Genomic DNA, 26,499 nt, shown 5'->3' with positions numbered 1-26,499 from the left:
TCTAGGCGATGAACCTCGTCTCGGCGTACCTGGCTTCGTGCGTCCGGTGCATCACTGCTGGTCGGGAACCAGACCGGGCGACGGCGTCACACCGGAAGCAGCCGACATCGACCTCGCGGACTTGGTGACGATGGCCAACATCGCTCGTTGTGCGGCGTCGGCGTCACCGGACTGGATCGAGGACGCGACCACTCCGTGCAACCGGATGGCCTCGGGGTCTGCTTGCCGCGACATCAAGGCATGGCGGGTGCGTCCGGCGAGTACCTCGACGACGATGTCCGACATCGACCGCAACATGGGATTGCCCGACGCCTCCAGCAGCGTGCGGTGAAAGTTGCAGTCGTGTTCGAGGTAGGCCTCCGAGTCCGCGGACCGCGACGTCGACGACATTCCGATGACGGCAGCGGTGAGCGCCCCGCAGTGCTCGGGGGTGGCTCGGTGGGCAGCGAGTTTGGCTGCCAAAGGTTCGATACCGGACCGCAGTTCGCTGAGCAGCAGCAGCTGCTCGGCGCGGGCAGGCCCGGCCAGTTGCCAGCGGATGACCACCGGGTCGAGGGAGTTCCAGTTCTGCGAACCCAGCACCGTGATGCCGACGCGTCGCCGAACGGTGAGCAGGCCCAGTGACTCGAGAACACGAACGACTTCTCGCACCACGGTTCGCGATACGGCGAACCGCACGGCGACGTCGTCGGCCGAGATTCGGGTGCCACTCGGGATCGCGCCACTCACGATGTCGCGCCCGAGCTCGTCGAGCACCGAATCGTGGAGTTGGCGAAAATCATTGGTCTCGGTCATGTCCGATCGATCGTCCCACGGGTTGCCCGGTTTCTCGCGTCTGTCCGATCCCGATGCACCGGATGGAGCAGTATCGAGGCATGGCAGCAGAGAAGACAGGCAGAGCGCACCATCCGGTTCTCGTGGTGATGGGAGTGTCCGGATCGGGAAAATCCACGGTGGCGGGCATCCTCGCCGGAGCATTGAAGTGGGACCTCCAAGAGGGCGACGACCTGCACCCGGACGCCAACGTCGCGAAGATGGCGTCGGGTCAGCCCCTGACCGACGAGGACCGATGGCCCTGGCTCGACATCATCGCCGAGTGGATCACCGACCACACCAGCACAGGACGATCGGGAATCGTGACGTGCTCGGCACTCAAACGGTCGTATCGGGACGTACTGAGCGCAGGGGCGAAGGACGGGGCGCCGGTGATCTTCGTGCACCTGGCCGGAACCAAGGACCGAATCAGCGGGCGTCTGAATGCACGGATGGACCACTTCATGCCGTCCTCGCTGCTCGACACCCAGATCTCGACCCTGGAACCCCTCGGCGACGACGAGAACGCCATCGTCGTCGACATCGGCCCGCCGCCCACCAAAATCGCTGAACACGTCCTCGTCGAACTCGAAAAACGCGCAGGAATGTCCGAAAGCCACTGAGTGCTAGCTGCCTCGGTCCTCTCGCTCCCCACCCGGGTTCGGATCAATGCGGGATTCAGTCGGTCAGAGTGCGGCAATGGGACATTGATCCACACCCGGGGGCCGAAACAGGGCAGAGGTCCGGGGCGGAGTGTCCGGTAAGTGCATATTCCAAGCAAGCGCGCTTGATTTTAAGTACTACGAATGACCGAAAGGACTTGTAAAAGTACGACGAATGCGAGAAGGTGAGCTTGTTCACTTTTCAGTGAGGAGACAGCTCATGGTGCGAGGCGCACCCGCCAGGCCGGTCCAACTTCCCGTTCCCAATGCAGATGTCTGGGACTGGCAACTCGACGGTCTGTGTCGTGGTCTCGACTCGTCCGTGTTCTTCCATCCCGAGGGGGAGCGAGGCCGCGCCCGCGCCACTCGGGAAAAGACCGCCAAGCAGGTCTGCGGCCGGTGCCCGGTGCTCGAGCAATGCCGTCAGCACGCACTCGAGGCGAACGAGCCGTACGGCGTGTGGGGCGGAATGTCTGCACACGATCGCGCCGACTTCTACCGAGGGGCCATCCGAACCGCTTGATCGGAACCTGTCGGTGGTCTCGTGTTTCATGACGACCCATGAACAAGGTCCTGCGTGCGACGCTCGTCAGTGCGGTCGTCATCACCACCGTCATCGGAATCGCGTCGTTCGTGTTGAGTTTCGCCGCACTGTGGGATCTCGCCACGATGGCGGGCGTCCCGCGATCACTGTCGTGGCTGTGGCCGGTGATCGTCGACGGCACCATCCTGCAGGCTACGATCTCCGTCATCGCACTCGCCCAATTCGAGGAACAACGCAGTGGTCGACGCTTCTTCTGGGGCGTGTTGATCACGGCAGCTCTGGTCAGTATCGGCGCAAATGCCATGCACGCCTTCATTTCCGACGCCGGAACACTGCATCCGGCGCTGTCGGCCGCCATTGCGACGGTCGCCCCGGTCAGTCTGTTGGCCGCGACCCACGGACTCGGCATCCTGGTCCGAGTGCCGGCCGAACTGCCGCGCGACGTCGAACCACCCGAACTACCCGTACCCGAACAGACCCGTGAAGTCGGACAGGTCCATGCGGTCGAAACGGCCGGCAGGGCCGAGGCGCAAGACCACCACAAGACCGAGCAACCCGATGACGTCGAGTCGAGCATCGCAGACGTTCCGGTCGATGCCCGGAGGCTGACGGTCCCCGTCGCCGCGAGCATCGACGACCGTGACGGCGACACCTCGGGCGCGCGAACCCAGGAGACGCTGATCGAGGACGTTCGTCGCGAGGTGCCGGCGCGCGATATTCCGGTCACCTCCGTGCGTACGGTCGAACCTCTCGACGACGTCGATCGCTGGATTCTCGACGAGGAACGGGTGGACGATCTCTATCCCGTCGACGCTCCGTGACATCCGGTGGCACCATCGAGTGATGAGCCAGAATCTGCCGAGATCCGTAGTTCCCGAGAAGCCGAAGCCGGGTCAGGAGTCGGTGTGGGATTACCCCCGTCCACCGAAGCTCGAGTCCTCCAACCGTTCGCTGGTCGTCCGGCTCGGCGGAGAGGTGGTCGCGCGCACTACCGCCGCGTACCGAGTGCTCGAAACCAGCCATCCGCCCACCTGGTACGTCTCGCCCGCGGACGTGGTTCCGGGTGCGTTGACGCCGTCCGAGGCCCGGTCGACGCACTGCGAATGGAAGGGCGCGGCGACGTACTGGGACGTGCACGGCGGCGACGCCGTGGCACCGGCCGCGGGGTGGAGCTACGAGAACCCGACACCGCGGTTCGCCGAGATCGCCGGCTACCTCGCGTTCTCACCCAGCCGACTCGACTGCGAAATCGACGGCGAGGCGGTCCGGCCGCAAGAAGGCGGTTTCTACGAGGGCTGGATCACCGACGACGTGGTCGGCCCGTTCAAGGGCATTCCAGGCTCCTACGGCTGGTGATCACTCACCCCGCGGGTAGCTCGGCGCGGGGGATGATCTGAATCGAACTCGTTGCGCCGGGGTCGCTGCCGGTCACCAGCACGTCCCCGGTGCGCGGGTCCACGGCAACGGAGTTGGCCTGTGTCACGGTCGGAACGTCGCCCAGGATTCGCGGTGCGGAGACGTCCGAAACATCGACCACGCGCAGCAGGTTCGACGCGGTCAACGTCACGAACAGCAGTGCCCGGTCGCGGTCGACGGCCAGTCCATACGGATTTCCCGGGGCCTCGATCGACGCGGTCTGGCGAATACTCCCCGCAGCGTCGACCGAGGCGAGAAGAACGGTTCCGCCGTCGGTATCGGCGAATCCGGCCGTTGTCTCGTTCACCGTCACGGCGTGGGTCAGCTTGACGCCGATCGGGGCCTGCGCCACCTCCCGCTGGGTCGCGCCGTCATAGACCCACACGCCGTTGCCCTGCACGTCTGCGACGGCGGCGTACGGGCCGAGAGCGGCAGCGCCACCGGGCTGGACCGGGCCCGGCGGTAGCTCCGACAAGACCGATCCCTCGCGCAGGAAGATCACCCCGCCGCCCATCTCGTTGGTGGCCAAGATCGTGCCGCCGGAGGTGAGCACCGCGTCGTGCGGCTGCCGTCCGACACCCGTGGCCGTGGACAGGATCGCGCCGTCGTTCAGCGCCACTTCGAGTAGTTCGTCACTGCCTTCGAGCGGGGCCAGGACCGGGCCGTCGGGACCTGCCAGCGACAGGTGCCGGGGTGCGCCCGTCGTCTGGACCATCTGCCGGACGGCACCCGTCGCCGCGTCGAACAGCACCACGCCGTCGGGCTCGCGTACTCCGGCGGCGGCGATGCCCGACGTCCCTACGACGATGCCCTCGGGAGCCCCGGGGAGCGGAACGACAGTTCCGACGGGATCGGCAGAATCGGGCGCCTGGGCGGGTTCGGCTGCCGGAGTGGTTGCCGGCGAGAGGGATTCGTCAGGGGCAGAAGAGCACCCCACGAGCAGGAGGCACATGACCGTCGCCGCGGCGAGAGCGGTTTTCACGATCGGCGGTACTGCTCGAAGTGCAGGGCATCGTCCAGTGGACGCCCCGTGCGCCAGCCGAATCGCTCGAGATCCGGTACCTCCTGGAACGACTCGACCGGGCCCACACACAACCATGCGATCGGACGCACCGGGGCGGGGATGTCGAGCAGTTCGATGAGGTACGCCTCGTCGTAGAACGACACCCAGCCGACCCCGACGTTCTCGGCTATCGCTGCGAGCCAGAGGTTTTCGATGGCCAGTACTGCCGAGAACAATCCGGTGTCGTCGACGGTGTCGCGGCCGAGGACGTGCGGGCCTCCCCGGTTCGGGTCGTACGTGACCACCACTCCGGTGCCGCTGGTCTCGATCCCTTCGATACGGATGGGATCGAACGTCTGTCGGCGCTCGGAGTCGAGCTTGTCCGCGAAGTCCTGTCGGCAGTCGGCGACGTGTGCGGCGAAGGCGCGCAACGTGTCGGGTTTGCGGACCACTATGAAATCCCAGGGCTGGGTGTTACCGACGCTCGGTGCCTGATGCGCTGCGCCGAGGATGCGGCGCAAGGTGTCGTCGTCGACGACGGTTCCGTCGAACTCGTCTCGCACGTCGCGGCGAGATCGAATGGCCGCGTATACCGACAGTGTGGCTTCGGTCATGATATCCGTTCTCCGATAACAGTTTTCAGGTTCTCGTTCAGTTCGTCGACGAGGGCGGGCAGGTGCTCGCCGGGGGTGGGGCGGCCCAGATGGAAGCCCTGCGCCCGTCCGCATCGCAGCTCACGCAACACCGATACCGTCCTTTCGTCCTCCACGCCTTCTGCGGTCACCGACAGCCCCAGTGTGCGCGCCAGTTCGATGGTCGAGCGAACGATGGCGGCGTGAGTGGCGTTGTGCGACATTCCGCTGACGAACGTTCGATCTATCTTGAGTTCCTGGACCGGGAGGCGCTCGATGTAGGCCAGAGAACTGTAGCCCGTGCCGTAATCGTCGATGGCGACCTGCACTCCCATGGCGTGCAGACCGGCCAGCACCTCGGTGGCACCGGCGGGGTCGGTCATCGCGGAGCTCTCGGTCACCTCCAAGGTCAACTGCTCAGCAGGACAATCGAACTCGGACAGGACCCGGGACACGTGGAAGATCAGGCTGTCGTCGAACAGGTTTCGGGTGGAGATGTTGACGGCCATGCGCAGGTGCAGGCCCGATGCCGCCCATCGCTGTCGTTCCGCCAGGGCTTGCTCGAGGACGTAGCGGGTCAGTGGGCGGATCAGTCCGGTGTGCTCGGCCGTGGGCAGAAATGCGCTGGGAGAGAGAATGTCTCCACTCGGGTGGTGCCAACGCAGCAGGGCTTCGACCCCCACCACGGTCATAGAGTCCAGATCGACCTGGGGCTGATAGCGCAGTCTCAGTTGATCCGACGCGAGGGCGGCGGTGAGCTCGCCCAGCATGATCAACTGCTCGCTCTTGTCCCGGTCCATGGACCGGTCGTAGTACGCGACGCGCGATTGCACGGTCTTCGCGGCCTGCACGGCGAGGTCGGCGCGCTGCACCAGACGGTCGGGTGTGGCGTCGTCCTCGGCGACGCCCACCGGGGCGTTCGTCGCCACCCCCACGCTCGCTTCGATGAGCAACGACATGTTGCCCACCTCGAACGGCGTCGAGAATTGTTCGAGTATGTCGCGGGCGAGGGCTGCGGGATCCATCGAATCCGACTCACCGCACAGCGCGAATTCGTCACCGGCCAAGCGTGCCAACAGGATCGCGTCGTCGCCTACCGTGCGCAGTCGGGTGGCGACGGCGGCCAGCACCTGATCTCCGAGGCCCCGTCCGAACGTGTCGTTGATTTCGGTGAAGCGGTCGATGTCGACCGTCAGCAACGTCGATTCACCGGCGTTGCCGTAGATCCGGTGTTCGAGGGCGCGCAGATTGGCCAGTCCGGTGAGGTGGTCGGTGTCGGCGACGGCACGGAGCTGAACGGTCTGGGTGTGCAGCAGTCGCAGCAGGTCGGTGATGCGCAGGATCACCAGGACCACCAGAATGCCCGCGCACAGCATGACCGCCCATCCCCATTGTGCGATCGGCTTCTCGCGCACGACTTCGACGACCATCACGGCGGGGGCGGTGAGCGTGGCGGCGGTCAGCACGACGACGGACGGTGTGGTGAACGACGCCATCAGGTGGGCGTCGGATTCGATGGTGGGGCTGGTGATTCTCCGCATCGACGGGTGGAGTGCGGCGACGCCGATGAGGACGTAGGACAACGTCCACCCCGCGTCGAGCAGCGAGCGGTCGGCCGAGGAATCGGACACGATGGAGAAGTTGTTCACGGTGTCGGTGACGACGAGCAGGACCACCGCCGCGGTGAGCAGTCGGTAGGACAGTGCCCGCCATTGACGAGAGCCGACGAAGTGGGCGAGCAACCCGAGCAGAAAGATGTCCATCGCGGGATAGGCGACATCGACCAGCCCGGCGACGCCGGAAATGCCGTCCCCGTCCAGCGACGGTTGGACCGCAAAAACCCAGGTGAGCAGTGCGAATGCGACCATCACGATAGCGCTGTTGGCGATGTGGCCGCGTTCGCTCGCCCGCCACTTGTGCCGGACCAGCAGGAACAGTCCGAAACCGTAGATCGGGTAGCCGACGAGGTAGAGCGCGTCGGCGAGCGACGGATAGGGCGCGACGCCTCCGCCGGCGTGAAGCCACTCGTAGACGATGTCGCCGAGCACCCATACCGCGGTGCCCGCGGCGATGCTCCACCAGGCGGTTCGGTTGCGCGGACGGTTCAGCCTGGTTCCCACGATCGTGGCGGCGACGGCGGACGCCCCGACCACGACGAAGATCGATTGCGACCAGACGGAGTCGGGCACCGCGAAGTAGGCGATGCAGCCGAGTACGCCGAGTGCTCCGTACCACCGCCACCAGGCCGTCACAGTTGTCTCCAGCCGTTCGCGTGATCCGACGACTCAACAATGGCACATCAGGTGACCTGGGTCACTTTCTCGGGGTGCTTTTCGGGCTCGATGCAGGTAACGGGGATGTCGGTGCCTCGTGGGAGCATGAAAACGTGGAGTCGAGCGCCGAAACGGCGAAGAGCGGGGAAGCGAGCATCATGCATGCCGATCTCGACTCCTTCTATGCCTCGGTGGAGCAGCGAGACGACCCGCGGCTGCGGGGAAAACCGGTGATCGTCGGCGGGGGAGTGGTACTCGCGGCCAGCTACGAGGCCAAGGCCTTCGGGGTACGCACCGCGATGAGCGGTGGGCAGGCGCGGGCGGTCTGTCCGCAGGCGATCGTCGTGCCGCCGCGTATGGAGGCGTACTCCCAGGCGAGCAAGGACGTGTTCGACGTCTTTCACGACACGACGCCGCTCGTCGAGGGAATCTCCATCGACGAGGCCTTTCTCGACGTCGGAGGCCTGCGCAAGATAGCGGGCAGCGCACTCGACATCGGGCAGCAACTGCGCCGCGACGTCGCCGAACAGGTAGGGCTCCCAATCACCGTCGGGATTGCCACCACCAAGTTCCTGGCGAAGGTGGCCAGTGCGTTCGCCAAACCCGACGGGCTGCTGTTGGTGCCACCCGGTGGTGAACTCGAGTTCCTGCACCCGCTGAACATCGAAAGGCTGTGGGGCGTCGGCAAGGTCACCGCCGAGAAGCTGCACGTACTCGACATCAGAACCGTGGGAGACATCGCGGCCTACGGCGAGAGATCGCTGGCCTCGGTGTTGGGAAAGGGCGCAGGAGCGCACCTGTACGCACTGGCCATGGGACGAGATCCGCGCCGCGTGCAGCCCGGAAAGTCGCGCAGTTCCATCGGTGCCCAGCGGGCCCTGGGCCGCGGGCGGCACGACGCGGCCGAGGTGGAGGCGTCGTTGATCGGCCTCGTCGATCGCGTCACGCACCGAATGCGGGGCGCGCAGCGGACCGGCCGAACCGTGATGTTGCGCTTGCGGTTTGCCGATTTCACCCGGGCCACCCGATCGCACACCCTCGATCGCGCCACCGCCGACACCCGGGACATCCTCGATGCCGCACTCGAGCTGCTGCACGAGGCGGCTCCGCTGATCGCGGAGAAGGGCATCACTCTGGTCGGGGTGACGGTCTCGAGCATCGACAGGGGCGGAGCCGAGCAACTGGAACTGCAGTTCGACGCCCCCTCGGTACGCAGACCACCCGAGGCGTCGGCTCTCGACCGTGCGTTGGACGGGGTGCACAAGAAGTTCGGGTCGACGTCGCTGACGCGCGGGGTACTGCTCGGACGAGACCCGGGGGTATCGGTACCGCTGCTGCCGGACTGACTACGTGCGCACCGTGGGCTGCACCCGAAAGCCCTCGGGCATGATGGTCAGCCGCTCCGTGACCTTCAGCCGATACGACGGGTCGGCCTGCAGATCGAAGCGTTGCAGCACGGTGCCGAGTACCAGTACGGCCTCATGGATGGCGAATTGCCTTCCGATGCATGCTCTTTCGCCCGTCCCGAAGGGCTTGTACACGTGCGCCGGCCGAGCTTTGATGCGGGCGGGCAGAAAGTTGTCGGGGTCGAATTTCTCCGGCCGATCGCCCCACACCGGATTTCGATGCAGTGCCGTCGCGAGCACGATCGCCCAGTCTCCTGCCGCCATGGGGTAGCCGTCGCCGATGACGGTGTCGGCTCGTGCGCCGCGTCCGAACGCGGGAACCGTCGGCCACAGGCGCAGTGATTCGTCCAGGACTCGGCGGACGTACCGGAGTTTGGGGACCTGGCCGAACTCCGGCTTGTCCGTCCCCCAGATCTCGTCCACCTCGGCCCGGGCACGTTCAAAGACCTCGGGGTGGGTGGCCAGGAAGTACAGTGCGAAAGACAATGCGCCAGAGGTGGTCTCGTGCCCGGCGATCAAGAACGTCAGAATCTGGTGGCCGATGTTGGTTTCGCTCAATGCATTCGGGTTGTCGGCCTCGCGCGCCGCGTCCATCATGATCTGCAGTAGGTCGGTGAAGTCCCCGTCGGACTGTCGACGAGTACGTACGACGTCGGTGAGTACCTCGGCCAGGTACTTCTTGTTCTGCTCGTATCGGCGGTCCGATCGGGCGAACAGCGGCGCGGCGAACGCCGGGATCGACACCAACGCCCGCCGTTGGTTGTACGTCAGTGCGCCGACCATCGCGGACACGAACGGGTGTGGTTCGGCGCGGGTGAACGAGCCGAAGCTGTAGCTGAATCCGGTGCGTCCGATGGTCTCGAGTGTCAGCTTCGTCATGTCCGAGGACACGTCGGTCGTCGACGCGTCGCGTGAACGTTCGGTCCAATGCTCGATCAGATCGTCCGCGACGTTCACCATGATGTCGTGGTAGCCCCGCATGGCTCCGGCGGTGAACGCCGGCCGCAGCAGATCGTGGGCCCGTTGCCAATTGGGCTCGTCGTTGTAGGCGGTGAACAGGCCGTCGGCACCGATGTCGCGGAGGCGCTCGACGCCCGGCGGCAGGAACTTCTCGAAGCGGCGTTCGTCGCAGAGATCGCCGACCACGTCGGCACCCGAGGCGAAGACGAAGCGCTTGCCGAGGATGTGGCGCTCGAACATCGGTCCGAGCCGGGCGGCCAGAGCTGTCGAATCCTGGATCGGCGAGCGCGGGTCGACACCGATGACGTCGCCCAGTATCGGCAATCGATACGGCGGATGCGGTAGTACGCCGTCTCGTAGTGCGAATTCCGTCGACATGGCCGCTCCTCAGTCCCCGAACCGACTCGTTGAACCGGTGTCAAATAGTGACCGTACTCACCGTTGAACTCGTGTCAAGTAAGGTTCGAGACCCCATGACCACACCTCGAAAACGCATGACACCGGAGCAGCGGCGTGCGCAGCTGATCGAGATCGGGTCGACCCTGTTCGCCGAACGTCCCTACGAGGACGTGTGGATCGAGGAAGTGGCAGACCTGGCCGGGGTCTCACGGGGTCTGATGTACCACTACTTCCCGTCCAAACGGGAGTTCTTCGTCGAGATCGTGCGCACCGAATCCGAGCGCAACCTCGCCGTCACCGCCCCGGACCCGTCGTTGCCGGTCCTCGAGCAGATAGCCGCCGGACTCGACGCCTACATTGCCTACACCGACGAGCATGCGCACGGCGTCCGCGCGGTCAATCGAGGCGCGCTGCTCGGAGACGACCGCATCAACGACATTCTCACGCGCGAGTTCGACATCCAGCAGCAACGCATTCTCGACGCGCTGCCGGACGAGTTCCACGACGACGAGATGATCCGGGCCGCGCTCCGCGGGTGGGTGGCATTCGTCCGCGCGGTCTGTCACGACTGGGTGGAGCGCAGGACTCTGAAGAGGGAACAGGTTCGCGAGCTGTGTCTGAAGGCGATCGCAGGTCTTCTCGAGGTGTGACCTGCGGGTCTATCGTCGGGGAATGTGCCGAAACATCACCACCCTGCGGGGCTTGGAACCACACGCCACCGACGACGAGATCGAGGCTGCGGCGCGTCAGTACGTTCGCAAGATCAGCGGAGTGCAGAAGACGTCCGACGCCACCCGTGACGCGTTCGAGACGGCAGTCGCCGAGGTGACGGCCACGACGCATCGGCTGCTCGACGCCCTGCCGGACCGGCGGCAGCCACCTCCGACGGTGCCTCCGCTCAGGCGTCCCGAAGTGCAGGCGCGGATTGCCGCCAAGGCGGCTGCCCGGGCCTGACGCGCGCTAGCAGACCACTGCATCGAATGGATGGTTTTCCGCAGAATCGGACGCGCGATCGGGGTCGAGGGTGGCAAACTGGTCGAGTCAGGCAAAGGGGGTGACGATGACCGATCGACGACGACGACGCACGTTCGATTCCCGAGACGGTGACGCCGAGGTCGCCGAGCCGCTGCTGCGAGCGGTGTTGTCCTACGCGCCCCGCGACGAGACCCCGATGCCCCATCCTTCCGAGGGCATCACCTTGCGGGCCGAGAACGGATCCGGTTCGATCCGCCTGGAATTGGCCATCGCCGACGATCTCGGGGTAGGCGTACCGGGACCGTTCGGATCCAGATTCTACGAATGTGGATCGTTCGAAGTGGTTGTGCCGCAACGGGACCCACGCGAGGGTGCGTTGTTGATGATTCACCTGCTCGAAGCCGAGGCTCCGCACCGATTCGAGTTCACCGCATCCATGCCCGCGTGTTGGGCGTTACGGCTCGAGCGAGACGGTTCCGTATCGGTGCTCGACGACACCGGCGACGCGGTGATATTCATCGGCCGCCCTTGGGCTTTCGACTCCGACCTGCACCCGGTGCACGTGTACTACACCATCGAGAACGGCCTGCTGGTGCAGAATGTCGGAGCTACCTCCGACACCGGATACCCCATCCTCGTCGACCCCGATCCCGAGGCGATCATCACCGGAGACGGCAGGCTCGTCACCGAGAGCTGGACACCGCGGCTGGTCGTCGGAGGCATCGTCGAGGACCTCCCGCCGCGGTCGATCTCCAGACGAAAGATCATTCCCGGCTGAAAAATGTTGCAGCGCAATCAGAACGGATCGTGCTGAATGTGCTCCATCGGCGTACCGACCTTGCGCAGTGCGTACAGCGTGGTGCGCACCATCGACGGCGATCCAGAGATCTGAATCTGCCGATCGGCCCACGAGCCGAACCGCGTCACCACCTTGCCTACCGGGCCGTGCAGCCGATGATGCATGCCCCACGGTAGTTCGCGCGTCGGACCCGAGTGCCACCACGGATCCTCGAGCTCCTCGGTCACCGGCACCACCGTCAGCCACGGATTCGACAACGACAGCTGCCACAGTGTGTCGAGGTCGTAGAGGTCGCACGGATACGTCCCGCTGACGAACAGATGCACCCGCGGATTGGTGCTGCGCTGGGCCATCTCCATCACCTGCGCGCGCAACGGCGCCAAACCGGTGCCCCCGGCGATCATCAGCACGTCCTCGCCGATCGTGCGATCGACGTGCATGCCGCCCAGCGGCGGGCTGATCAGCCAACGGTCGCCGACAGTCGTTTCGGTGACCATCGCCGGTGATACCCAGCCCCCGGATACGCGTCGAACATGGAACTCGATCTCGCCGTAGGGGTTGCTGGGAATGGCAGGGGATAGGTAGCGCCACAGTTTGGGCCGCTGCGGAATCTGCACACTGACGTACTGGCCGGGGAAGTAGGGAATCTCCCCGTCGGTCTTCAGTCGCACCACGGCCAGGTCGTCGAGCAGGCGGTGATGTTCGACGACCGTCGCGCTCCAATACGGGGGCAGTTCGTCGTTGTCGGCGGCGGCGGCCATTGCGTTGCTCACCACGGTGAGGGCGTCTCGCCAGGCGGTCTCGACCTCGTCGGTCCACATCTCGGTGCCGGCGAAGCTCCGGAAGGCGCTGATCAGCGCCGAACTCCCCGCCCGGAAATGTGCCCCGGAAATTCCGTGCTTGCGGTGGTCCCGGCCCAGCTGTTCGAGGAACGGCTCGACGCGGTCGGCGTCGTCCAGATTGTCGAAGATGTACCCCAGTGCCAGAACGAAATGCTCGCGCAATGCGTCCATCGATGCCGGGAACAGGGAACGGAAGTCGGGATACTCGGCGAAAAGGTGAGCGTAGAACGACCGGGACAGCTGTTCGGGACCGTTCGGTGCAGCCGCTACCGACTTGAATCCGGTGCGGACCAGGGAGACCGTGCGTGCGTCGAGCAACCTCCACCCCCACCGATTGACACCTTCGACCGTCACCAAAGTAGACCGATCGAGACTTTCGCGCATCAGGGCATCGCGCACGAAAAGAATCAAGGTTGAGCGGAACAGACTCAACTTGTCTATGGTTGTACCCAGCGACACGCTCGAACCCCACACTGGAAAGAAGGTGACCGGTGGACAGTTTCACTCCCACCACGAAGTCGCAGGCAGCACTTTCCGCTGCCCTGCAGGCCGCATCCGCGGCCGGTAACCCGGATATCCGTCCGGCACATTTGTTGGTGGCGTTGCTCGATCAGACCGACGGCATCGCCACACCATTGCTGAAGGCCGTCGGCGTCGACCCCGCAACGGTGCGTCGAGAAGCGCAGAACCTCGTCGACCGCCTGCCCTCGGCATCCGGTTCGACCACCACTCCGCAACTCGGCCGTGAAACCCTCGCCGCGATCACCGCAGCGCAGCACCTGGCCACCGAACTGGACGACGAGTTCGTTTCCACCGAACACCTCATGGTGGGTCTCGCGACCGGAAACGACGACGTCGCCAAGCTCCTCTCCGGCCATGGTGCCGGAGCCAACGAGCTGCGCGACGCGTTCCAGGCGGTCCGCGGCAGTGCCCGCGTCACCAGCGCGGATCCGGAGAACACCTACCAGGCGCTGGAGAAGTACAGCACCGACCTGACGGCGCTCGCCCGAGAAGGCAAGCTCGATCCCGTCATCGGCCGCGACACCGAAATCAGGCGTGTCGTCCAGGTGCTGTCCCGGCGAACCAAGAACAACCCCGTTCTGATCGGTGAGCCCGGTGTCGGCAAGACCGCCATTGTCGAAGGACTCGCACAACGCGTCATCGCCGGCGACGTACCCGAAAGCCTGCGTGGCAAGACCGTCGTATCCCTCGATCTCGGTTCGATGGTCGCCGGCGCGAAGTTCCGCGGTGAGTTCGAGGAGCGGCTCAAGGCCGTGCTCGACGACATCAAGAACTCCGCCGGTCAGGTCATCACGTTCATCGACGAGCTGCACACCATCGTGGGCGCAGGAGCCACCGGCGACTCGGCGATGGACGCGGGCAACATGATCAAGCCGATGCTTGCTCGCGGCGAGCTCCGACTCGTCGGCGCGACCACCCTCGAGGAGTACCGCAAGTACATCGAGAAGGACGCCGCCCTCGAACGCCGCTTCCAGCAGGTCTACGTCGGGGAGCCGTCGGTCGAAGACACCGTCGGCATCCTGCGCGGACTCAAGGAACGCTACGAGGTGCACCACGGCGTCCGCATCACGGACTCCGCCCTGGTGGCCGCCGCGACCCTCAGCGACCGGTACATCACGGCCCGGTTCCTGCCGGACAAGGCGATCGACCTCGTCGACGAGGCTGCATCGCGTCTGCGCATGGAGATCGACTCGCGTCCCGTCGAAATCGACGAGGTGGAGCGAGCCGTCCGTCGCCTCGAGATCGAGGAGATGGCCCTGGCCAAGGAGACCGACGACGCATCGAAGGCCCGGCTGGACAAACTGCGTCAGGAACTCGCCGACCTGCGGGAGAAGCTGGCCGAGCTCAGCACGCGGTGGCAGAACGAGAAGAACGCCATCGACTCGGTGCGGGCGCTGAAGGAAGAACTCGAGAACCTGCGCGGAGAATCCGATCGTGCCGAACGCGACGGTGATCTCGGCAAGGCCGCCGAACTGCGGTACGGCCGGATCCCGACCCTGGAGAAGGAGCTCGCGGCCAAGACCGAGGACTCACCTGCCCAGGGCGACGTGATGCTCAAGGAGGAGGTAGGCCCGGACGACGTCGCCGACGTGGTGGCGACGTGGACCGGAATTCCGGCCGGCCGAATGCTGGAAGGCGAGACCGCCAAGCTGCTGCGGATGGAAGACGAACTCGGCAAGCGAGTCGTCGGACAGAAGGATGCAGTGCAAGCGGTGTCCGACGCCGTCCGACGGGCCCGCGCCGGGGTGGCCGACCCGAACCGTCCGACGGGCTCGTTCCTGTTCCTCGGACCCACCGGCGTCGGTAAGACCGAGCTCGCGAAAGCGTTGGCGGAGTTCCTCTTCGACGACGAACGCGCGATGGTGCGCATCGACATGAGCGAGTACAGCGAGAAGCACGCCGTCGCCAGGCTCGTCGGTGCCCCTCCGGGCTACGTCGGCTACGAGGCCGGCGGGCAGCTGACCGAGGCGGTACGCAGGCGTCCGTACACGGTGGTGCTCTTCGATGAGGTGGAGAAGGCACATCCGGATGTGTTCGACATCCTGCTGGCCGTGCTCGACGAGGGCAGGCTCACCGACGGCCAGGGCCGCACGGTCGACTTCCGCAACACGATCCTGATCCTCACCTCGAACCTCGGTGCCGGCGGCACCAAGGACGAAGTGATGGACGCAGTGCGGCGCTCGTTCAAGCCCGAGTTCGTCAACCGGCTCGACGACGTCGTCGTGTTCGACGCACTGTCGGAGGACCAGCTCGAGTCGATCGTCGACATCCAGCTCGGCTTCCTCGCGAACCGTCTGGCAGCTCGTCGACTGACTCTCGACGTGTCGTCGCCGGCCAAGATGTGGCTGGCCGTACGCGGTTACGACCCGCTGTACGGTGCTCGACCGCTTCGCCGACTGATTCAGCAGGCAATCGGCGACCAGCTGGCGAAGCTCCTCCTCGCCGGTGACGTGCACGACGGCGACGTGGTGCCCGTCAACGTCAGCCCCGACGGCGAACGGCTCATCCTGGGCTGACGCCCGAGCCGGCAACCAGCCCGAGCAGGCCCGCACGACACCTCGTGCGGGCCTGCTGTCGGTAGCCACTGTCGACGTTCTCGGCGTGGGTACCCTCGTGGAATGACAAATCCGGACGACCCGCGAGCACCCCGAGATCGCGATCAGGACGCGGCGCAGCAGCCGGAGTCATCCCAGCCGACCCAGGACTACGGGCACCCAGGTGCCCAGCAGTACCCGGATGCCCAGCAGTACCCGGATGCCCAGCAGTACCCGGACGCTCAGCCGACGGAGGCGTATCCGACCCAGGCCTACGGCAACCCCGACCCGCAGGCGTACCCACCGGGCTACCAGCCGACGCAGGCGTTCCCGCCCTTCGACCCGGCGCAGCAGGCGGCCGCGAACCAGGCCTACGGACAGGCCCCGGGATACGACACCCAGCAGTACGGTCACACCCAGCAGTTCGGTCACACCCAGCAGTTCGGTCACACCCAGCAGTTCGGACAACCACAGCAGTTCGGGGGCACCCAGCAGTTCGGGGGTGCGCCGCCGCCGCAGGAGCCGAACAGCGTCGATTCCGGCAGTAAGGGGCCCCGTCCGTGGGTTCTGGCGCTGATCGGGCTCGTTGTGCTCGTCATCGTCGTCTCGTTCGGGATTGCGTTTCTGAGCGGCGGGCGCGACGAACCGGGCACCACCGCCGCGGCACCGTCCACCTCCATCCGGCCCTCGCCGTCCAGCGCGCCCACGACCACGCCGCGGCCCACGGAATCGGGTGCGACAACCACACCCGAGCTCATCCCGGGCGGCATTCCCGAGATCCTCGGCCAGCTCGGCTCGTCGGTGGGAACGATCAACGCCAACGACGGTTCGACTCTTACGCTCGACGGCCTCGACGGCGCTCCGGTCACAGTGCAAACCACACCGCAGACCCAGATAATCTCGTTGTCCGGTCGCGATCTCGCGTCGTTGGCCGTCGGTGCTTTCGTCGTGGTGCAGGGCGAGGCCGTCGAGGACGGAATCATCCGTGCGAACGTCATCATCGAGACCCCCAAGCTCGGAGGGTAAGGCGGGAGTGGAGCCTGCGGAATGACCCGCAGCTCTCCGTGCGGCTCCTATGACCGTTCACAGGAGTCGGCGGCCGTGGACGGGCGCGAGGTGGAAGTCGATTAAGGTGGTTCGCGATGACGGCAATGTGGTTCGGCCTGGCGGTAATTGCACTCGTGGGCGCAGCAGCGCTGCTCTACATCGACCGATCCAAGCGAGATCGATCCGGTCGGGTACGGCAGATGTGGGCCAAGGCCCAGGGGTACGAGTACCGACCCCACGACCGAGAGCTGGTCACCCAGTTCTCGCGCGCCGCGCTGTCCAAGCCCGAGTTCGATGTGGCTCTCGGCGTCGTCACCGGAGTTCGGCGTGGTGAGGAGTTCGTACTCTTCGACGTCGAGGAGACGGGCACCATCGTGGCCGTCCAGCGTTCCGTCGGCTCCGATGTCGATATCGACCTGAGACCCCGCTCGACGCCACCTCCGCGCGACGAGGACATGCAACTGCTCGGGTCCATCGGACCGCGAGTCGTGTTCGCCACCGACGTCGACATCGCTCGTCGTGTCTGTGACCAGCGGATGGCGGCGTTCACCGAGTCGATTCCCGAGAATCTGCAGCTGTTGTGGAGTGAACAGGACTGGACTCTCGGATCGATGCCCCTGACCAGCTCGGGGCGCGATTGGGATGCCGCGATCGATGCGGTCGCGCGACTGTCGGGGATGCTGCACGTTCTGCCGCCGGTCCGCGGTAGCGCCGTGTACGGCTCGCGTCCGGGCGGCGGCGAGTCCGTTCGTGATCGAAGCGATCCGGGTCGACCGTTGGTGCAGGAACCGCGCGTCGGGCCGCCCCGCAACCAGCAGTCCGGGAACGTGCCGCCGCGCAGTGTAGAACCGCGCAGCGTGGAGCCGCGCGGTGTGGAGACGAGAAGTCCTGCTGCCGATTCTCGTCCGCAGGAGGCGACTCGACGGCCGAGTCCACCGAGGCCGGATCAGAGCGGACCGCAGGCCACGCGATCGGTGAATCCGGTGCGACCGGTGCCGCGTCCGCCCGTGTCCCGTCCGATTCCGTTCGATGCGGATCGGCGACGCAACCAACCCTGATCATTCTCGGGCGTGCCTACCGGCCTCGGCGGCTGGGCACCGTTAAATTCGTACCTCGTGACGGTTTTCTCGGGCGTTGTGGTCCTCGTGCTGGTACTCGTCGTTCTCGGTTACGTCCTGAGTGTGGTGCGCCGCCTCGCGCGGTACCGCGGTCTGGCCGAGCAGAGCGCACGGCTCGTCGACATCGAGCTCGAGCGTCGATACGAGCAACTGCAACCGTTTCTGACTGCGGCCGAGTCGGCGGACCTGTCGGGCGACCTGCTGCGTCAGCTCGCCGGAGCGCGTTCGTGGTCCAAGGCAGTCCGTGATCGCGGACTGGGCCTGCAGGCGCAGGCTGCCGCCGAGAACGCTCTGTCCGCCGCCTTCCACGCGGTTCTCGACGACGCCGAAGCGCGCCGCAGTGTCGTCGGCAACTGGGCGTTCCAGGGGCCGGCCGGCGAACTGACGGTCACCGAGAAGCGGATTGCCGGCGCGGTGCGGGTGTACAACGACACGGCGTATCAGCTGTCCGAGGCCGTCGGATCGTTCCCCTCGTCGCTGGTCGCGAAGGCTCGATCGGTGACCGCGCCCGAACCGTTCGTCGAAACCAAGGAGTCCCTGGACGAGCACCGCGCCGCCGAGCTCGCCGCGTAGGGGAGCGCTGCGCCCAGTACCCGGGTGCGGGTGGTCGAGAATCTCGGTGGGTAAGTTCGTACCGACCCGACCGCCTCATGGCACGACGAGAGGAACCGAACATGGCCGACAGCGCTGCGAATTCGGACAGGCAGGAACTGGCCGATCTGGTGAAAGAGCTCGCCGTCGTGCACGGGAAGGTGACGTTGTCCTCGGGCAAGGAAGCCGACTACTACGTGGATCTGCGTCGGGCGACCCTCCATCATCGCGCAGGTGCCTTGATCGGTTCGCTGATGCGCGAACTCGTCGCCGACTGGGATTTCGCGTCGGTCGGCGGTTTGACGATGGGCGCAGATCCGGTCGCGATGGCGATCATGCACGCGCAGGGCCGGCCGATCGACGCATTCGTGGTGCGCAAGGCCGCGAAGGCTCACGGCATGCAGCGCCAGATCGAGGGACCGGACATCGTCGGCAAACGTGTTCTGGTGGTGGAAGATACGACGACGACCGGCAATTCGCCCCTGACCGCAGTTCGAGCCCTGCGCGACGCGGGCGCGACGGTGGTCGGGGTCGCCACAGTCGTGGATCGGGCGACGGGTGCGGACGATGTCATCGCCGCCGAAGGGCTCGAATATCGATCCCTGCTCGGCTTGGCCGACCTCGGTCTGTAGCCACTTCGCGGCCGGACCGGGGGCCCGGCCGCGAAAATGACTGTCTACAAGCCGGATTCAGCGAATGAGCTGTGCGACGACCACGAAGTTGTCGTCGGTGGGTTCGCCGCCTTGGACGTCGCAGTTGGCCAGGATCAATCGTCCTGCTACCGACTTGCGCAGTTCGTTGTCCGCGAGCAGAGATCCCTTCGGTAGGGGGCCCACCGATTCGACGGCGTACTCCAGAGTGCCGCTCGCGGTGCGCAGCACAACGGTGTCGCCAGGGGTCACCACCCGCAACGCCTTGAACGGGGCGTCCCGCTTCGAATAGTTGTGTCCGGCAACAACTACCGTCTGCTCGGTCGAGGTGCCCGGCATGCCACTCTCGGCCCACCAGGCCGGTAGTTCGTCCACCGGGTTCAGCACCTGCCCGCTTTCCCCGCCGCGATAGAGGGGGTCCGGATGAATGGGACTGCTCAGATAGGTCGACCCGTCCGCCGAGCGCAGCTCGATGTACTCCGGTCGAGAGGGGGCGACATCGCCCGTCGGTGCAGCCCCCGAGATCTGTGACTGCACCGGCGAACGATCGGGTGCGGCGATCCCGACTTCGTCACTCGCACAACCTGATACGAGAAGAACGAACGTCAGGATCGCCGTCCACAGCCAGCGGGTGTTACGAGGTGGCATCGGTGGAGCTGCGGCGACGCAGGTAGAACGCGCCACCGGCAGCTGCGACGACGACCACGCCGACGCCGGCCAGGATCACCGGGGTGTTCGACGAGCTGTCCGAAGCGCCCGACGCCTCGTTCGAGGAATCGCCGAGTGCCAGATCGACCGGCGGGAGCTCTCCGGCCACGCTGACGACGCCGTTGTCGTCGGTGGTGAAGTAGTCCGCGACGGTGAAGGATCCGTCCTCGTTCTTGACGCCGACGAGCGAGACTCCGGTCTCGTCGACGACGACGGTGTTCTCGTCGACCTCGGTGACGGGTACGTCTTCCTTCACGGTGTTGCCGAGGTTGATGGTCCACTCGAACTTCGGTCCGCTGGCTGCCAATTCGGCTGCCTCGGCCTTGAGATCGGCCTCGGCCTTCGCCTTGGCGTCGGCCTCGGTCTTGGCGGCCGTTGCGGCGTCCTGAGCCGTCTTCAACGTGGCTGCTGCCTCCGTGGCCTTGGTCTTGGCGGCCGCGGCTGCGTCGGTCTTGGCCTGCAGGTCGGCGTTCGCCGTCTCGACGGCCGTATTCGCCGTCACCAGTGCCGCTGCGGCCGCGTCGGCCTTGGCCTGCAATTCAGCGACATCGGCGTCCGACGGCGCGGAATCGAGTGCAGCCTGGGCAGCGGTTGCCGCCTCGGCCTTGGCGTCGGCATCGGCCTTCGCTGCGTCGGCGGCAGTTCGGGCGTCGGCTGCGGCCTTCTCGGATGCAGTGTCTTCACCGGCTGCGGCCTCGGCGGCGGCTTCGAGGTTCTTCGCGTTCTGCTCGGCCACTGCAGCCACTGCGGCAGCGGTCTGAGCCTCGATGTTCAGTGCCAGCGACTTCGCGGCAGCGGCAGCGGCAGCGCGAACTGCAGCGGTCACCTTGGCGAGGTTGAAGTTCTTGAACGAATCCTGAACAGCGGTAACGGAATCCGCGAGCGCCTTGTTCGATGCGTCGGCTTCGACCTTGGCGGTGGCGGCGAGTTCGGCCTTCGCGTCGGCGTCTGCACGAGCTGCCTCGGCTGCGGCGGTGGCGTCGGGGTCGCCCGAGACGGCTGCGGCTTCGAGCTCCTTCGCCTTCGCCTCGGCCTCGGCTGCGACTGTTGCAGCGCTGTCGGCGGCGGCCTTGGTTTCGTCGGCCTTGGTCTTCAGTTCGGCAGCGGTGTTCTTCGCTGCGGTGACCGCTGCGCTCGCTGCTGCGCTCTCGACCTTGGCGTTCGAGGCGGCCGTGACGGCGGCCTTGGCCTTGACGTCTGCCTCGGCAGCAGCAACCTCGGCCTTGGTGGCGTCGGTGCTCGCGGTGGCCTCGGCTGCCTTGGCCGTCTCGAGTCGTACCTGGGCGGCAGCCGATGCAGCTGCAGCTTCCTTGCTGGCGGCCTCGGCGTCGGCGATCGCCTTCTTCTCGGCGTCGGACAACTGCGGAATGACGTCGAGATTGACTGTGGCCGTGCCGTCTTCGTTGAACACGACGCCGCCGGTGATCTGCGGCAGTGGACGAACGGCGGAGGGGGCTTCGGGTGTCGGGACTGCGGCTGCGGCGGCCGCGGCTGCGTCCTCGGACGTGACGGCCGGGACAGGTGCGTCGATCTGTCCTTCGGCTGTTGCGGTGCCCGATCCTTCTACTGCGGCACCCTGTTCGCCTGTGGGAGCGGCGGGTTCGACGCCCTCGGATTCTTCGCCCGCCGGTGCTTGAACCTCGGAGCTTTCCGGCGTGCTGGGCTCCTGAGCACTGGCGATTCCCGGTGCAGCGATGGACAGTGACAGTGCCATGGCGGCCCCGGCTGCGGCGAGGCGCGCCTTCTTGGACCTGGCGATCGACTTCTGCGACATGGAGATTGTGGCCCTTCGGTCAGTGGCAGCAGTGAGCTGCGCGCACCCGTCCTCCCACGCGGAACGAGTGTTGTTGGTGAGTCACACGAACAACCGTGATGACGTGACCGTAAACCAACCGGACGGTACATCGAACCGAAAAGTCCTTTACTGAGGTATTGGTTACCAAAGTGTTACTGATGAGACGGATGTGACGAATGAGGCCATTGATACACGTCGACGGCCGAAAGCGATGCTCTCGGCCGTCGGATTCAGCGGTTGATCGAAAGGCTCAGTCGCCTACTGTCACCGCGCGGGCCTCGTCGATGCTGTGCGGTGCCGGCTCGTGTTCGTCCACGTGAGCGAGGACTTTTCGGCCGCTCGCAAGGACGACGATGGCCAGGGCCGTGCAGGCCGCGCCGACCCAGAACGGGACGTGCATGTTGGATTCACCGAGCTTGCCGGCCAGGTAGGGAGCGGCGGCACCGCCGGTGAAGCGGACGAAGCTGTAGGCCGCCGACGCGGTCGAGCGCTCCACCGGCGCCGAGATCATGACGGTCTCGGTGATCAGAGTGTTGTTGACGCCCAGGAAGAGGCCGGCCACGACGGTTCCGACGATCAGGACGGTCTTGTTCTCGGTGAACATCGCCATGACGCCGAGGTCGACGGCGAAGAGCAGGAGCGAGAGCATCATCATGTTCAGCGTTCCGTAGGCCCGCTGCAGTCTCGGTGCGATGAACACCGATGCCACGGCCAGGCAGAGGCCCCAGCCGAAGAAGATGAAACCGATCGAGTAGGTGCCCATGTCCAGGGGGAACGGGGTGTACGCCAGCAGGGTGAAGAAGCCGTAGTTGTAGAGCAGTGCGGTGATGCCGACGGTCAGCAGTCCGCGGTGTCGCAGTGCCCGGAACGGGTCGAGGATCGACGTGGTGTGCGCGGGCTTGGGGGTGTCCGGGAGCATGACGATCAGCAGGATGAACGCGATGGCCATCAGTACCGCGACGCCGAAGAACGGTCCGCGCCAGCTGAATCCGCCGAGTAGGCCGCCGACCAGCGGGCCGGTCGCGATTCCGATGCCCAGTGCGGCCTCGTAGAGGATGATCGCGCGAGCGACGCCGCCGGATGCTGCACCGACGATGGTCGAGAGTGCCGTGGCGATGAACAGGGCATTGCCCAGTCCCCAGCCGGCGCGGAATCCGATGATCTCGCCGACGGAACCGGACATGCCGGCGAGGGCGGCGAAGACCACGATGACGGCCAGGCCGGCCAGTAGCGTGCGTTTGGGTCCGAATCGGCTGGACACGACGCCGGTGATGAGCATCGCGACGCCGGTGACGAGCATGTAGCTGGTGAACAGCAGCGACACCTGAGACGGCGAGGCGTGCAGTTGTTCGCCGATCGGCTTGAGGATCGGGTCGACGAGACCGATGCCCATGAAGGCGATGACGCTGGCGAACGCGACGGCCCATACTGCGCGCGGTTGCTTCAGCAGGCTGTCGGGGGAGGTGCTGGTGGTCACGAAAGAGTTCCTCTCTTTTCGCGATCGACGGGTTCGAGGATGCTGCGAAGCTCGCTCAGGCCGTCGGTCAATTTCTGGATTTGTTCCGGGTCTCGGTCGGACAGGTACGGGACGAGTCCGTCGACGATGTGACGGCGACTCGCGGCGAGCCACCGACGGCCGGCCTCGGTCATCTCGACGAGCACGGCTCGTGAGTCGTCCGGGTCGGACGTCTTGGTCACCAGACCGTTCTTGCCCAGCTTCGCGAGCAGTGCCGTGGCCGAGGGCTGAGAGCATCGGTCCAACTCGGCGAATGTGCTGATGCGCAGGGGCTGGTACTCCTCGAGCAGCGACAGTGCGCGCATCCACGCTCTGGGCCATCCGTCGCTGCCGAACCGGGCGGCCAATCGAACGAAGCGTGACGAACTGGTGACCAGCTCCGAGACCAGATCTTTGAGGTCGTCGTGGGAATGGCTCACGGTTTATTGTTACATACACTAACTATCTATCGCAACGCGAGGCTCACCTGCCGTTGAAATCGGGTGAGGTGAGCTCGGGGGAAGAGAACGGTCAGTGTCGACTCAGTAGATCGGCGATCTCGCGATCCCACTCGGCGTTTCGGCGCCCGTCGTAACGGAAGCGCATGACGTAGTAGAAGCCGATCAGCGCAGTGGCCGCCAGGATCCAACTTCCGACAGCACTGAAGATCGCGGCAGCGACGACATCCGACGAGGTCAGTGGCCGCAGGCTCAGCTCGCCGGCGTCGTTCACCCAGATCTGAGCGGTCGTACCTACCGGCGACCCGGTGTCGACGCTGACGCGGCCGGTGTGCTCGACGCCTCGGTAGACCCACTGCGAGGGAACGGCCGTCACGGCGGCACCGTTGGTGGAGTCGAAGCTGGTCGCGGCAGTCGGTGCCACGGTTGCGACATCGGTCGTGGTGGCCGTCACCTGGTGGATCGACGTGCGCTGCTCGTCGAGTCGTTGCTGCTGCTCGGAGTAGGCACCGATGCCGATCCACAGTGAGAACGGCACCATGACGATCAACAGGGTGACGACCCAGCGCTTGATCTGTGCCTGGCGGAGGTCGCAGTCGCGGAGAAGCGGATTGGGGTAGCCGGCGACCTCGTCACCTGCGATGCGAGTGTGCCCGGTGAGTTTGCGGCGCATGATGGTCCCCAGTGCTTTCGAAAATGATCCGACCGACCTGTCCACGATGCCCACGCTCACTGCGAGTATCAAGCGATAGGGGTCAGGGTCACATGTGACGGTCGTTATGACGGATTCGCCCCGGAAAGGTCGGAAGTGAACATCGATCGGGTGGGATGTGCCCGCGTTGCCGCGTCGGTAGCAGGTGCGGTGACAGTGCTCGGGGCGTGGACGGGCTCGGCACGGCTGCAGAAGATTGCCAAGCCGCTGATCGTTCCTGCATTGGCCACCGCCCTCGATCCAGCACACGACCGGGTGCTGGCGACGGGTCTGGTCGCAGCCACCATCGGCGACGTGCTGTTGATCGACCCGGACGACGACTCGGCCCTCGAACTCGGTGCCACTGCATTCGGAGTCATGCAGAGTTGCTACACGTTTCTGCTGTGGCGTCGTGGTGCGCGACCGGTTCTGCTGGACGCCGTTCCGCGATACGCGGGCTGGCTGGCCGCGTCGATCCTGCTGGCTCGACGCCAACCGGCGGTCGCCCCGACCCTGTCGGCCTACGGCGGCGTGCTCGCGACGACGTCGACGTTGTCTGCACGGTCGGTCTCGCGTGGGGGTGACCGCCGGCTCGTCGTTGGCGGCATCCTGTTCACGGTGTCCGACGCGTTGATCGTCCACCGACGACTGTTCCTCACCGACGAACGGCACCGCCGCACGGCGGAGGCGGTGATCCTGTCCACGTACGTGGCCGCTCAGATGTTGCTCGTCGACGCCCTGGCCACTACTCGTCGACGCCGTGACGGGGAAGCAGCAGAACCCGCTCTCGATGGGCCGGGTCCACTCGAACGGCGATGACCGTGCCCGGCTCGAAGTGTGCGGTGTCGGCTCGGGGAATGCCGTAGACGATCTTGCCGAAGTAGCTGCTCGAGCCCGGCACGGTGAACTCCAGGTCCAGCTCGGCGGTGTCGTCGTCGATGCGCCGGATCGCGTCCACCGTCGCCCACCCCTCGACGCCGTGTTCGATCAGATCCTTCTGCTCGCGCGTGGGGCGTCCGGCGATCATCATGGCCAGGCCGAGGGCTGCGCCGAATCCGGCCACCAGGGCTGCCAACTGGTACGGCAATGTGCCGGGCGGGGTCTTGTCCACGAGCCAGCCGATCCAGACTGCCAGCACTATCGAATAGCCGATCGCCACGACGACGACGGCTCGCACGATCCTCGAGTCGTTCACTTCGGTACTCCTGTGCCGTCGGGAGACGGCGTTCGATCGATCGGAGATTGGGGGTTACTCGTAAGTAGGGTTACATGTACGGTGATCGATGTGACTCGACCAACTGTCTTCATCTCAGGTGCCGCGGCCGGCATCGGCCGTGCAACGGCACTCAAGTTCGCTGCCAACGGTTACCTTGTCGGTGCGTACGACATCGACGAGACCGGTTTGGCGTCACTCGGCAAGGAAGCTGCTTCGCTCAGCGGTCGGGTGTTCACCGGTACTTTGGATGTAACCAACTCCGACCAGTGGGAAACCCGGTTGAAGGAGTTCGTTGCCGAGGGTGACGGTCGACTCGACATCTTGATCAACAATGCCGGGATCCTCGCTGCAGGGGCCTTCGAAGACATGCCGCTCTCGGTGCATCGCCGCCAGATCGACATCAACGTCAACGGCGTCGTCTACGGCACCCACGCTGCATTCCCCTACCTCAGGGACACCCCGGGCGCGCAGGTCGTCAACCTGTGCTCGGCCTCGGCCATCTACGGTCAGCCCGAGTTGGTGACGTACGGCGCATCCAAGTTCGCGGTGCGCGGCATCACCGAGGCGTTGGATCTCGAATGGAGCAAGTACGACATCGCGGTCAAGGCCATGTGGCCGCTGTTCGTCCAGACGGCGATGACCGAGAAGATCTCGACGGGCACCACGAGCTCGTTGGGCATCAAGCTCACCGTCAAAGATGTGTCCGACGCGATCTTCGACGCCACCCGTCCGGTGAAGCGCCGGTTGCACAAGGTGCACTTCCCGGTCGGGCTGCCCTCCAAGGCGCTCTCGCTCGGTTCACGGTTCTCGCCTGCGTGGCTCACCCGTGAAGTCAACCGCCGTCTGAGCCACACCTAGAACGCCGCACCGGACGATGCCGGCGCTGCGCCGGTATCGTCTGTCTTTCGAGCAGTAGGTGTCGAAAGGTGGGTCGGGTTTTCTTCATGCTG

Annotated in this window: 27 protein-coding genes; 15 read left to right on the top strand and 12 right to left on the bottom strand. The window is 65.7% G+C overall.

The window, feature by feature from the left end; all coding sequences use genetic code 11:
• Positions 1-51: 51 nt before the first annotated feature.
• Positions 52-795, bottom strand: a complete 744-nt coding sequence (locus tag K414_RS0101525; protein WP_027494331.1) for an FCD domain-containing protein — start codon at positions 793-795, stop codon at positions 52-54.
• An 80-nt stretch (positions 796-875) separates the two neighbouring features.
• Here K414_RS0101525 and K414_RS0101520 point away from each other — a divergent pair, with 80 nt between their 5' ends.
• The 4 genes from K414_RS0101520 (at position 876) to K414_RS0101505 (ending at position 3,375) form a co-directional block, all read left to right on the top strand.
• Entirely contained in the window at positions 876-1,436 is a 561-nt protein-coding gene (locus K414_RS0101520) for a gluconokinase (protein ID WP_027494330.1), read from the top strand.
• A gap of 259 nt (positions 1,437-1,695) precedes the next feature.
• Positions 1,696-1,998, top strand: coding sequence for a WhiB family transcriptional regulator (locus K414_RS0101515; protein WP_027494329.1), 303 nt, complete (start codon positions 1,696-1,698; stop codon positions 1,996-1,998).
• A 38-nt stretch (positions 1,999-2,036) separates the two neighbouring features.
• Positions 2,037-2,840, top strand: coding sequence for a DUF2637 domain-containing protein (locus K414_RS0101510; RefSeq protein ID WP_027494328.1), 804 nt, complete (start codon positions 2,037-2,039; stop codon positions 2,838-2,840).
• A 22-nt stretch (positions 2,841-2,862) separates the two neighbouring features.
• Entirely contained in the window at positions 2,863-3,375 is a 513-nt protein-coding gene (locus K414_RS0101505) for a DUF427 domain-containing protein (RefSeq protein WP_027494327.1), read from the top strand.
• Positions 3,376-3,379: 4 nt separating this feature from the next.
• Here the strand turns inward: K414_RS0101505 and K414_RS0101500 are convergent, their stop codons facing one another.
• From K414_RS0101500 to K414_RS0101490, 3 genes are read right to left on the bottom strand one after another with little or no spacing between them, the layout of a single operon-like run.
• The gene (locus K414_RS0101500) at positions 3,380-4,417 is read right to left on the bottom strand and encodes a hypothetical protein (RefSeq protein WP_027494326.1); all 1,038 of its coding nucleotides are present in this window, start codon (positions 4,415-4,417) and stop codon (positions 3,380-3,382) included.
• Positions 4,414-5,037 (bottom strand): 5,6-dimethylbenzimidazole synthase, encoded by a 624-nt coding sequence (gene bluB / locus K414_RS0101495; RefSeq protein ID WP_027494325.1) that lies wholly within the window; start codon positions 5,035-5,037, stop codon positions 4,414-4,416. Before bluB ends, K414_RS0101500 begins: the two co-directional genes overlap by 4 nt.
• A gap of 11 nt (positions 5,038-5,048) precedes the next feature.
• Positions 5,049-7,322, bottom strand: a complete 2,274-nt coding sequence (locus K414_RS0101490; RefSeq protein ID WP_037218803.1) for a bifunctional diguanylate cyclase/phosphodiesterase — start codon at positions 7,320-7,322, stop codon at positions 5,049-5,051.
• Positions 7,323-7,456: 134 nt separating this feature from the next.
• Here K414_RS0101490 and dinB point away from each other — a divergent pair, with 134 nt between their 5' ends.
• Positions 7,457-8,689 carry a DNA polymerase IV gene (dinB, locus tag K414_RS0101485; protein ID WP_255032281.1) on the top strand — a complete coding sequence of 411 codons (1,233 nt, stop codon included), beginning with the start codon at positions 7,457-7,459 and terminating at the stop codon, positions 8,687-8,689.
• On the opposite strand, the gene K414_RS0101480 is transcribed toward dinB, so the two are convergent.
• Positions 8,690-10,087, bottom strand: coding sequence for a cytochrome P450 (locus tag K414_RS0101480; protein ID WP_027494322.1), 1,398 nt, complete (start codon positions 10,085-10,087; stop codon positions 8,690-8,692).
• Between the two features lie 95 nt (positions 10,088-10,182).
• On the opposite strand from K414_RS0101480, the gene K414_RS0101475 reads away from it, so the two are divergent.
• From K414_RS0101475 to K414_RS0101465, 3 genes are all read left to right on the top strand, one after another.
• Positions 10,183-10,758: a TetR/AcrR family transcriptional regulator gene (locus K414_RS0101475; protein ID WP_027494321.1), complete on the top strand. Its 576-nt coding sequence runs from the start codon at positions 10,183-10,185 to the stop codon at positions 10,756-10,758.
• Positions 10,759-10,780: 22 nt separating this feature from the next.
• On the top strand, positions 10,781-11,062 hold the full coding sequence (locus tag K414_RS0101470; protein WP_027494320.1) for a DUF2277 domain-containing protein: 282 nt from the start codon (positions 10,781-10,783) through the stop codon (positions 11,060-11,062).
• A gap of 106 nt (positions 11,063-11,168) precedes the next feature.
• Positions 11,169-11,861, top strand: a complete 693-nt coding sequence (locus tag K414_RS0101465; RefSeq protein WP_032371501.1) for a hypothetical protein — start codon at positions 11,169-11,171, stop codon at positions 11,859-11,861.
• Positions 11,862-11,878: 17 nt separating this feature from the next.
• Here K414_RS0101465 and K414_RS0101460 read toward each other — a convergent pair whose 3' ends face one another.
• Entirely contained in the window at positions 11,879-13,042 is a 1,164-nt protein-coding gene (locus tag K414_RS0101460; protein ID WP_027494318.1) for a globin domain-containing protein, read from the bottom strand.
• Positions 13,043-13,215: 173 nt separating this feature from the next.
• Here K414_RS0101460 and clpB point away from each other — a divergent pair, with 173 nt between their 5' ends.
• The 5 genes from clpB to pyrE all read left to right on the top strand — a co-directional run bounded on the left by clpB (position 13,216) and on the right by pyrE (position 19,168).
• The gene (clpB, locus tag K414_RS0101455; protein WP_027494317.1) at positions 13,216-15,762 is read left to right on the top strand and encodes an ATP-dependent chaperone ClpB; all 2,547 of its coding nucleotides are present in this window, start codon (positions 13,216-13,218) and stop codon (positions 15,760-15,762) included.
• A gap of 102 nt (positions 15,763-15,864) precedes the next feature.
• Positions 15,865-16,806: a DUF5666 domain-containing protein gene (locus tag K414_RS25780; RefSeq protein ID WP_051364883.1), complete on the top strand. Its 942-nt coding sequence runs from the start codon at positions 15,865-15,867 to the stop codon at positions 16,804-16,806.
• 116 nt (positions 16,807-16,922) lie between these two features.
• A complete protein-coding gene (locus K414_RS0101445) occupies positions 16,923-17,885 on the top strand; it encodes a hypothetical protein (RefSeq protein ID WP_027494316.1) in 963 nt (320 codons plus the stop codon).
• A gap of 57 nt (positions 17,886-17,942) precedes the next feature.
• Positions 17,943-18,518 (top strand): LemA family protein, encoded by a 576-nt coding sequence (locus K414_RS0101440; protein WP_027494315.1) that lies wholly within the window; start codon positions 17,943-17,945, stop codon positions 18,516-18,518.
• Between the two features lie 101 nt (positions 18,519-18,619).
• Positions 18,620-19,168: an orotate phosphoribosyltransferase gene (pyrE, locus tag K414_RS0101435; RefSeq protein ID WP_027494314.1), complete on the top strand. Its 549-nt coding sequence runs from the start codon at positions 18,620-18,622 to the stop codon at positions 19,166-19,168.
• 57 nt (positions 19,169-19,225) lie between these two features.
• On the opposite strand, the gene K414_RS0101430 is transcribed toward pyrE, so the two are convergent.
• The 5 genes from K414_RS0101430 to K414_RS0101410 all read right to left on the bottom strand — a co-directional run bounded on the left by K414_RS0101430 (position 19,226) and on the right by K414_RS0101410 (position 24,315).
• Positions 19,226-19,723: a class F sortase gene (locus K414_RS0101430; RefSeq protein WP_230072970.1), complete on the bottom strand. Its 498-nt coding sequence runs from the start codon at positions 19,721-19,723 to the stop codon at positions 19,226-19,228.
• A gap of 97 nt (positions 19,724-19,820) precedes the next feature.
• Entirely contained in the window at positions 19,821-21,668 is a 1,848-nt protein-coding gene (locus tag K414_RS0101425; RefSeq protein ID WP_027494312.1) for a hypothetical protein, read from the bottom strand.
• Positions 21,669-21,939: 271 nt separating this feature from the next.
• Positions 21,940-23,166 carry an MFS transporter gene (locus tag K414_RS0101420; RefSeq protein ID WP_027494311.1) on the bottom strand — a complete coding sequence of 409 codons (1,227 nt, stop codon included), beginning with the start codon at positions 23,164-23,166 and terminating at the stop codon, positions 21,940-21,942.
• Positions 23,163-23,624, bottom strand: coding sequence for a MarR family transcriptional regulator (locus K414_RS25775; RefSeq protein ID WP_037218801.1), 462 nt, complete (start codon positions 23,622-23,624; stop codon positions 23,163-23,165). Before K414_RS25775 ends, K414_RS0101420 begins: the two co-directional genes overlap by 4 nt.
• A 91-nt stretch (positions 23,625-23,715) precedes the next feature.
• Positions 23,716-24,315, bottom strand: a complete 600-nt coding sequence (locus K414_RS0101410; protein WP_051364882.1) for a hypothetical protein — start codon at positions 24,313-24,315, stop codon at positions 23,716-23,718.
• Between the two features lie 141 nt (positions 24,316-24,456).
• Here K414_RS0101410 and K414_RS25770 point away from each other — a divergent pair, with 141 nt between their 5' ends.
• Entirely contained in the window at positions 24,457-25,152 is a 696-nt protein-coding gene (locus K414_RS25770; protein ID WP_051365285.1) for a lysoplasmalogenase, read from the top strand.
• Here the strand turns inward: K414_RS25770 and K414_RS0101400 are convergent.
• Complete coding sequence (locus K414_RS0101400) at positions 25,079-25,528, bottom strand: hypothetical protein (RefSeq protein ID WP_027494309.1); 450 nt, start codon at positions 25,526-25,528, stop codon at positions 25,079-25,081. The two genes, K414_RS25770 and K414_RS0101400, sit on opposite strands and share 74 nt — an antisense overlap.
• A 90-nt stretch (positions 25,529-25,618) precedes the next feature.
• Here K414_RS0101400 and K414_RS0101395 point away from each other — a divergent pair, with 90 nt between their 5' ends.
• Positions 25,619-26,407, top strand: coding sequence for an SDR family oxidoreductase (locus K414_RS0101395; RefSeq protein ID WP_027494308.1), 789 nt, complete (start codon positions 25,619-25,621; stop codon positions 26,405-26,407).
• The last annotated feature ends 92 nt before the right edge of the window (positions 26,408-26,499 follow it).

This window comes from Rhodococcus sp. JG-3, assembly GCF_000482405.1.
In the GTDB taxonomy this organism is placed as follows: Bacteria; Actinomycetota; Actinomycetes; order Mycobacteriales; family Mycobacteriaceae; genus Rhodococcoides; species Rhodococcoides fascians.
Note: the sequence above shows the minus strand (reverse complement) of the source record. Positions and strands in the feature narration are given on the sequence as shown.

Excerpts from the sequence above, each read along its gene's own strand:
- K414_RS0101525 (WP_027494331.1), bottom strand. The coding sequence starts at position 795 with ATGACCGAGACCAATGATTTTCGCCAACTCCACGATTCGGTGCTCGAC.
- K414_RS0101520 (WP_027494330.1), top strand. The coding sequence starts at position 876 with ATGGCAGCAGAGAAGACAGGCAGAGCGCACCATCCGGTTCTCGTGGTG.
- K414_RS0101515 (WP_027494329.1), top strand. The coding sequence starts at position 1,696 with ATGGTGCGAGGCGCACCCGCCAGGCCGGTCCAACTTCCCGTTCCCAAT.
- K414_RS0101510 (WP_027494328.1), top strand. The coding sequence starts at position 2,037 with ATGAACAAGGTCCTGCGTGCGACGCTCGTCAGTGCGGTCGTCATCACC.
- K414_RS0101505 (WP_027494327.1), top strand. The coding sequence starts at position 2,863 with ATGAGCCAGAATCTGCCGAGATCCGTAGTTCCCGAGAAGCCGAAGCCG.
- K414_RS0101480 (WP_027494322.1), bottom strand. The coding sequence starts at position 10,087 with ATGTCGACGGAATTCGCACTACGAGACGGCGTACTACCGCATCCGCCG.
- K414_RS0101475 (WP_027494321.1), top strand. The coding sequence starts at position 10,183 with ATGACCACACCTCGAAAACGCATGACACCGGAGCAGCGGCGTGCGCAG.
- K414_RS0101470 (WP_027494320.1), top strand. The coding sequence starts at position 10,781 with ATGTGCCGAAACATCACCACCCTGCGGGGCTTGGAACCACACGCCACC.
- K414_RS0101465 (WP_032371501.1), top strand. The coding sequence starts at position 11,169 with ATGACCGATCGACGACGACGACGCACGTTCGATTCCCGAGACGGTGAC.
- K414_RS25780 (WP_051364883.1), top strand. The coding sequence starts at position 15,865 with ATGACAAATCCGGACGACCCGCGAGCACCCCGAGATCGCGATCAGGAC.
- K414_RS0101445 (WP_027494316.1), top strand. The coding sequence starts at position 16,923 with ATGACGGCAATGTGGTTCGGCCTGGCGGTAATTGCACTCGTGGGCGCA.
- pyrE (WP_027494314.1), top strand. The coding sequence starts at position 18,620 with ATGGCCGACAGCGCTGCGAATTCGGACAGGCAGGAACTGGCCGATCTG.
- K414_RS0101425 (WP_027494312.1), bottom strand. The coding sequence starts at position 21,668 with ATGTCGCAGAAGTCGATCGCCAGGTCCAAGAAGGCGCGCCTCGCCGCA.
- K414_RS0101410 (WP_051364882.1), bottom strand. The coding sequence starts at position 24,315 with ATGCGCCGCAAACTCACCGGGCACACTCGCATCGCAGGTGACGAGGTC.